Consider the following 6,429-nt stretch of genomic DNA (forward strand, 5'->3'; position numbering starts at 1 on the left):
TTTTGTTCAAACACTTTTCCGACCACATCATAAAGAAAAGAGACATCATTTTTGAAGCAGAAAAATCGCAATTTTATCAGCGTGAATTTAAAACACTTTGGGATTTACCTATAGAAGAACCGAATTTTTCGCTGGCGTCCTCTGTACACGTTGCAGAAAAATTGCCTGATATATTAACTGACAATTGGGCGAGCACACTGAAGAAAAATGAAAATTTACATGAGTGGTATCAAAAGATTATATTTTTACGATTCCATAAGGCATTAATACCCCCTCATATACAAGATGAATTGGAAAGTCTTTTCGACGGAGATGCATTAAAAAAATCATTTTGCTTAACTGTATTTAGACAAGCATGTTTCGGTGAAAGTAAGATGACCTTCGTACTGCAAAAAAATTTAGTGTATTTTTTTGAACTAAATATATCTGAAACATTGCGTAGTATTTTACAAACCGAACTCCCAAATAGGTTAAAAGTTCCAAGTGGTAGCATGATACCCATTCATTATTCAACGGTTGAACATCCCTTTCTTAGAGTACGCATCCAAGAAGTGTTTGGATGGGAAAAAACGCCGAAAATATTATTTCAGAGTGTGTCAGTTGTACTGCATTTATTAGGGCCGAATTTTCGTCCAGTTCAGGTAACAAGCGATCTAGAAAGCTTTTGGCAAAATGGTTATTCAGAAATCCGTAAAGAGTTACGGATACGTTATCCTAAACATCAATGGCCATTAAATCCTGCTGATGGCATTGCTCACGCGAAGGGATCGAGGCGAAAATAAAAGAAACCCAACGATGAATCTATGGTTGTTTGGAAACGGGATCACAGCAATGTGGTCTCGTTACCAAACAATTTTTACGTCAGGGCGCAAGTTCCGGAGTGCGAGGCCTTTTATGAGCGCATCCCGGATGATCAAATCTTGATTGTCCGCGGAAATGTGTCTTTTCTTCTCTGTAGCAAGAAAGAAATCTGTAAACATCCTAATTCATTCGAAGTCTTGCTATTATTTTTTATAACCACTTGTTATTTCGAATTTCGTAAAACGATTGTTTTACGGACGAGTGGATATAGTACTGCGGTTATTACCTTAGATATTGTGGCTCTGTTGCAAAAACGAATTTCATTGCCAGTGATAAAAAATAAATCCTACTTAAGATGGTAAAATTATTTAACAAAGAAACATAATTACCACTTATGTTATAAAAAGCAGAAGTTATTTGACAAAAATATCCACATTTTAAATCGCTTTTTTAGATTTTTCGTTTTTGCAACAGAGCCTGAAAAAATATTCCAAGACCAAATTAGTAGTTCCGTGATGAATCGTCCGGCACTTGATTTACTTCTAAAAGAGATTCGAAAAGGAGACGTTCTGGTTATTTGGAAAATAGATAGGCTTGAGCGATCATTTAAGGATCTAATAAATTTAGTGAATATACTTCTAGAAAAAGGAATTGGTTTAAAAAGCCTAAATGATCCAATCGATACCACAACACCTCAAGGACGATTGGTATTTAATATATTTGGCTCTTTAGCGGAATTTGAAAGAGAACTTATCAAAGAACGGACTATTGCCGGTCTTGAGGCCGCAAGAGCGAGAGGGAAAAAAGGAGGGAGACCTAAGGGCCTATCAAAAAAGGCCTTGGCCATTGCACATTCTGCAGAGCTTTTATATAAAGAGGGAAGGCTTAGTGTTTCAGAAATATGTGAGCAATTAGTAATAACTAAAGCAACATTTTATAAGTATCTGCGCTCGCGTAATGTTCTGATTTCCTCGGAGAATCAAAGAAAAAGATGCCACTCCTCCTTTGTTATTAATTTTATGAGGCCTTCTAAGAATTAAAGGATAGACATTTAACTAAATACCTTTTGAGAATGAGTATGCTCAATAAAGTAAAGGGTAAGGGGCCAAAATGGCAAAATCTAAAAAGCATAAGTTTCCATCGGTTAAAACAATAAAAGAATTATATGCTAATGCATATTGGTGTGCCTCACCTGGCTGTCGTCGTCCACTATATAAAGTTGACAATGAAACTGGAGTTCGTACATTAAATTCTAACGCTGCTCATATCTGTGCACGAAGTGAAGGCGGCCCTCGTTGGGATCCAGATCAAACCGAAGATGAAAATAGGTCTATCAATAATCTCTTAGCGCTTTGCCTGGAACATGCATTTGAAATTGATGATATCAAGAAGGTTTCTCAATACTCTATTGAAAAATTGCAACAATGGAAAAAACAGCAGCTTGCCGATTTTGATTCTCTGGGTAAGCAGGGATGGTCAGTAAGGAATGAAGATATAGAGCAATTAAGAAATCCAATTGATTTAGTTTCAGTTATAACGCTTGGGGGTACAGGAGGAACAGCTCCTGGAGCAGGTGGCGGCGGAGGTGGTGTCCTGGGTAGCCCATATTCTAAAGGTGGAGATGGAGGCAAAGGAGGAGATGCAATTTTTCTAAATGGTCGTGCTGGAGCAGCACCTGGGGCAGGTGGTGGTGGTGCTGGTGCACTAGGCAAGGGAGCCATAGGAGCTACTGGTGGGGAGGGAGGAGAGATTTTTCAAAAGTTAATACAAGGCGAAAATGTCCATTGTCTTGAATTTGAAATTGGAAAAGGTGGGGAAAATGGTCAGGATGGCGGTGATACGATTGTAAAAATTGTCAATAAAGAAAAAAAAGTTATTGATACTTTGGGTTTTTCCGCATATCCAGCCCATTCTGAGGTGGTTTAATGGATTTGGGCACCCCAGTTAAGAGATAATAAACTTAACTGGAGGTTATATTCCATATTAGACGGACTTATAATCATATCGGACGAACCTTAAAGGTAAGTATAAGGAATTTAATTGCATAGATATGCAAAGCTATATTACCAGATGGCTTCCTCTATGTATGAAAAAATCAGTATTCAATTATTGAACTTAATGCCCTTTGAATAGGTCTCCAATGAAAATCTACTCTCCTGCAAAATTAAAAGCGCATGTCCATCAACCACATCAGGAAGATTAATATTCCACAATTTTTTATACCAAGATTCATCCCTATCGATAGGTCTTTTTATTATCTCATAAGCCAATGCTGCTTCATCTGTAAGACGACCTTGTTGATATTGTTCTTCTATTAAATCAATATCACTCTCTAGCCAATCTAAGGATTCATTCATCTCCCGGATAGTAAATTGATTCCAGGCACAGGTAAACGATGCGCCCATATGACCACTGATCCAAAAGTTAGGCATAAAATGCATGATTAAACGAGATAACAGTGGCTCTTTCCCGGGGCTGACATGCGAAACAAATATTGAAGGTTTGCTTTTATCTTTAATCTGCTGATACAAAACGCCAAACTGATGTAATGCTGTCCAGACCTTTCCCCCGTTTCCTGCAATTGGTTTATCAAATAACTTTTTACTTACTAAAAAATTTCCTCCCAAGCCATAAAGAGAAAACTCAAGTTCATTGTCACTGTTGTGGAATTGATAAAAGTGATGTTCGTCAAGGACATGCAGATTCTCAACATTGAGATTGGTATTTAATTGCCTTAAAACTTGCACATCCTCATGATTTCCCCAAACAGCATATACAGGAACTAAGAACTTCTTTTTACCTGAGATATAATCTGGAAAGTCACCTAATAATTGATGTTCTTTAACTATTTCTATTAACCTTTCGCGATTAGTTTGTTTATCTACTTCATATTGTCGCCACACTGGTGAGTGGGATACTAACAAGCGTAGTTCCCTTGGGCTAAGTCGATAAATACTCTGCTCATCATAAAACCCAAAGTCACCAGCATGAATGACCATATCTGCATTAGTTTGAGTTACCATTTGGTTGATGATATCCAAATTTCCATGGGTATCACTGATTAGTAGGATTCTGCACACTTTAAGACCTGTGGTTTTAATTTTAGTCATGTTAACATTTTTAAGTTTTCTTAACATGAGCCATTTATCTGGAACTATGGCTTTAAAATTAATCAATAAAAGTAGCTGGTGTAACATGAAATCGCGCTGCTAATTTTTTAATATGAGAAATATTAAGCTGGCGTTTTCCATTTAGTATTTCAGAAACAACACCCTGGCTACCAATTTCATTTTTAAGATCACCTTGATCCAAGCCATGTTGTTCCATGAGAAATTTTAACGCATCAATGCCGCTTCCTTTTTGAAGCTGTTCATCATGGTTTTCATCATACTGAGTTATCATATGGCTGATTACATCAACTAACCCCATTAACTCATGAGATTCATTGTCACCAACGATATCCAACAATTGATCGAGCATGCTGGCAAGCTTCTCATATTCATCGTCATTTTGAGGATCATGAATAACGGGAGAGATATGTTTCCAATGCTGGATTGTCTCTTCTAAATAATGATTGTGTGCTAAAGCAGTCATATTCACTCCTTCCACTTATTTTTGTCATATTCTTGATGGGTCAAGATATGACGTATATACAATTTTTTTCGATTAAAATGGATGCTTGTTATTAAACGGAGTTTATTACCCCCGATATCAAAAACATACAAATCACCCACTTTATCAATGCTATTAAAAGCAGCCTTTAACTCAGCAAAATTTTTAAAGTCATTCTCTTCGATAACCTTCAACCACCCTGCAAGAGCAGATGCACATTGAGGAAACAACACCCTTGCCTCTGTAATTCTTCTTCTAGTTATTATATGCATAGCAAATAAACATCCTCGTTAAATCAAATTTTATCTCATTTTGAGATATTTGCAAAATAATCATTACTCATTCTGGCTAAGCATCATGTGTTGATGAATGAAATTAGCTACTTGTTGCATGGGTTTCCTCAACCGCTCAACGTCTTTCATGATATATCCAGCAGTTACATCATTATTCATTTTATGATTAAGAAGTCGCTTTAATGCATAAGCTGGTAGATCAAGACTATCTGCGATAGTTGCAAAGGTTCTACGAAGATCATGCAAAGTAAATGGTACGCCAGATAACTCCACCACCCTGTTTACCGCTTTTTTAGGTTCATAGATATAACCGGTTTTACTTTCAGCTGAGAATACAAACTCACTGGTTTTATTCCGGCTTCTGCGTTCCATTAGCTCATAGACAAAATCAGACATAGGTAATGTGTGTATTTCGTGATTTTTGGTGTCTTGCAGGGTGATAGTTTTGGATTTGAGATCTATATCCTCCCAACGCAAAGAGGCAGCTTCCATTTTTCGCATACCAGTGAATAAGAGTAGTAAAAAATAATCATGCCACAATAAGGCATTGCGGTAATTATCTGTCTCTACCAATACAATGACTGCTTTATACCAGCCAGATAATTGATGCGGTTTGATGACCGTTTGTTTTCGATCCACTCGATACCATGCCCTGGTATGCGATAGGTATTTGACTGGGTTAATGGTGATGATTGAATGTCCGTTGCCATCTTGATATTCATACATGGCGTAATTAAAATTTGAAAGAATTTAAAATTTGGTAAAACCTGATAAAACCCCTATTTCACAGAGACTCATAATCCGATGATTTATCTCTATTAAACAATGATTTTAATTGGATTTTTCAATTTTTCTTTCTTTTATGGGGCACATCAGGGGCACTTAAAAATAATTCTACAATTAAATTAATTTAATTTTATACCAAATGATTCATTCAAGAAACCATCAAATAATGCTCCTTTTTTTATAGCTACTATAATTTACATAGGTAATAAACCCAAAGGAATTATACATGCCTCCCTTAACCAAGGGTAAGCTTGATTACATATTAAAAAAACTAAACAATGTCCTTTGCAATAAAAGTATTTATATTTTCGGAGCAGGGGCATCTGCCTATCACGTACCAATAAAATATGACCTATATGATACTGCCATACGAAAACTCTATGAAATGCCCTCTTATCCCCTTGAGGAAAAGAAACCCAATAACGACCAACTATTCCAACTTCATGCTTGGGGCAGTCCCTTTATTTCTGAAAACCATGGAGAGTTCACCCTTACTGAAGAAGCAATGGAGTTTGGAGATAAACTACTCCATCGCTATCCTCAGTTCTTATACCTTATAGGAGCGATGAGCTATTCTCTTGAAGACGAACATATTCAATACTGTCCTGAATATGATTTTTTTAATTTTGCCAACCCCCAGTCCCTCTTTTTAACTTTGAATCATGATGGGCTAGCAACAAAATTTATAAATAGAAGAGTCATACCACTTCACGGAGAAATTACACAACAACATAGATCAATAATTAATCAAGCCTTCCATCTTGCCTTTAATATTGATATTACCCAATATCTTGATGCTAATTTGCACATGGTAAAGAAAGAGGATGAATCTATTGAAAAACCTCAAGAAACAACCATCACAGACACATTCAATGAACCACCTCCCCACCCCCCCCCCCCTCCCCCCCCCCCCCCCCCCCCCCCCCCCCCCTCCCAC

General features: G+C 37.0%; 7 protein-coding genes and 1 pseudogene. 4 read left to right on the forward strand and 4 right to left on the reverse strand.

Annotated elements, in window-relative coordinates; all coding sequences use genetic code 11:
- The 3 genes from ACQY7T_RS02270 to ACQY7T_RS02280 all read left to right on the forward strand — a co-directional run.
- Positions 1 to 782, forward strand: a 782-nt coding sequence (locus ACQY7T_RS02270; RefSeq protein ID WP_428411097.1) for an ATP-dependent helicase C-terminal domain-containing protein, incomplete at its 5' end; no start/stop codon positions are given.
- A gap of 504 nt (positions 783 to 1,286) precedes the next feature.
- Complete coding sequence (locus tag ACQY7T_RS02275; protein WP_428411103.1) at positions 1,287 to 1,841, forward strand: recombinase family protein; 555 nt, start codon at positions 1,287 to 1,289, stop codon at positions 1,839 to 1,841.
- Between the two features lie 70 nt (positions 1,842 to 1,911).
- Complete coding sequence (locus ACQY7T_RS02280; RefSeq protein WP_428411098.1) at positions 1,912 to 2,727, forward strand: hypothetical protein; 816 nt, start codon at positions 1,912 to 1,914, stop codon at positions 2,725 to 2,727.
- Positions 2,728 to 2,903: 176 nt separating this feature from the next.
- Here ACQY7T_RS02280 and ACQY7T_RS02285 read toward each other — a convergent pair whose 3' ends face one another.
- The 4 genes and pseudogenes from ACQY7T_RS02285 to ACQY7T_RS02300 form a co-directional block, all read right to left on the reverse strand.
- Positions 2,904 to 3,998 carry a metallophosphoesterase family protein gene (locus ACQY7T_RS02285; protein WP_428411099.1) on the reverse strand — a complete coding sequence of 365 codons (1,095 nt, stop codon included), beginning with the start codon at positions 3,996 to 3,998 and terminating at the stop codon, positions 2,904 to 2,906.
- The gene (locus ACQY7T_RS02290; RefSeq protein WP_428411100.1) at positions 3,970 to 4,395 is read right to left on the reverse strand and encodes a helix-turn-helix domain-containing protein; all 426 of its coding nucleotides are present in this window, start codon (positions 4,393 to 4,395) and stop codon (positions 3,970 to 3,972) included. Before ACQY7T_RS02290 ends, ACQY7T_RS02285 begins: the two co-directional genes overlap by 29 nt.
- Positions 4,396 to 4,397: 2 nt before the next feature.
- A complete protein-coding gene (locus ACQY7T_RS02295) occupies positions 4,398 to 4,685 on the reverse strand; it encodes a type II toxin-antitoxin system HigB family toxin (RefSeq protein ID WP_428411101.1) in 288 nt (95 codons plus the stop codon).
- 63 nt (positions 4,686 to 4,748) lie between these two features.
- Positions 4,749 to 5,444 (reverse strand): annotated as a pseudogene (locus ACQY7T_RS02300) (tyrosine-type recombinase/integrase); the annotation flags it as partial.
- 274 nt (positions 5,445 to 5,718) lie between these two features.
- Here ACQY7T_RS02300 and ACQY7T_RS02305 point away from each other — a divergent pair.
- Positions 5,719 to 6,429, forward strand: a 711-nt coding sequence (locus tag ACQY7T_RS02305) for a hypothetical protein (RefSeq protein ID WP_428411102.1), incomplete at its 3' end; no start/stop codon positions are given.

The sequence above is a fragment of the Legionella sp. genome (assembly GCF_965140895.1).
Taxonomy (GTDB): Bacteria; Pseudomonadota; Gammaproteobacteria; order Legionellales; family Legionellaceae; genus Legionella.

Excerpts from the sequence above, each read along its gene's own strand:
- ACQY7T_RS02290 (WP_428411100.1), bottom strand. The coding sequence starts at position 4,395 with ATGACTGCTTTAGCACACAATCATTATTTAGAAGAGACAATCCAGCAT.
- ACQY7T_RS02295 (WP_428411101.1), bottom strand. The coding sequence starts at position 4,685 with ATGCATATAATAACTAGAAGAAGAATTACAGAGGCAAGGGTGTTGTTT.
- ACQY7T_RS02285 (WP_428411099.1), bottom strand. The coding sequence starts at position 3,998 with ATGTTACACCAGCTACTTTTATTGATTAATTTTAAAGCCATAGTTCCA.
- ACQY7T_RS02280 (WP_428411098.1), top strand. The coding sequence starts at position 1,912 with ATGGCAAAATCTAAAAAGCATAAGTTTCCATCGGTTAAAACAATAAAA.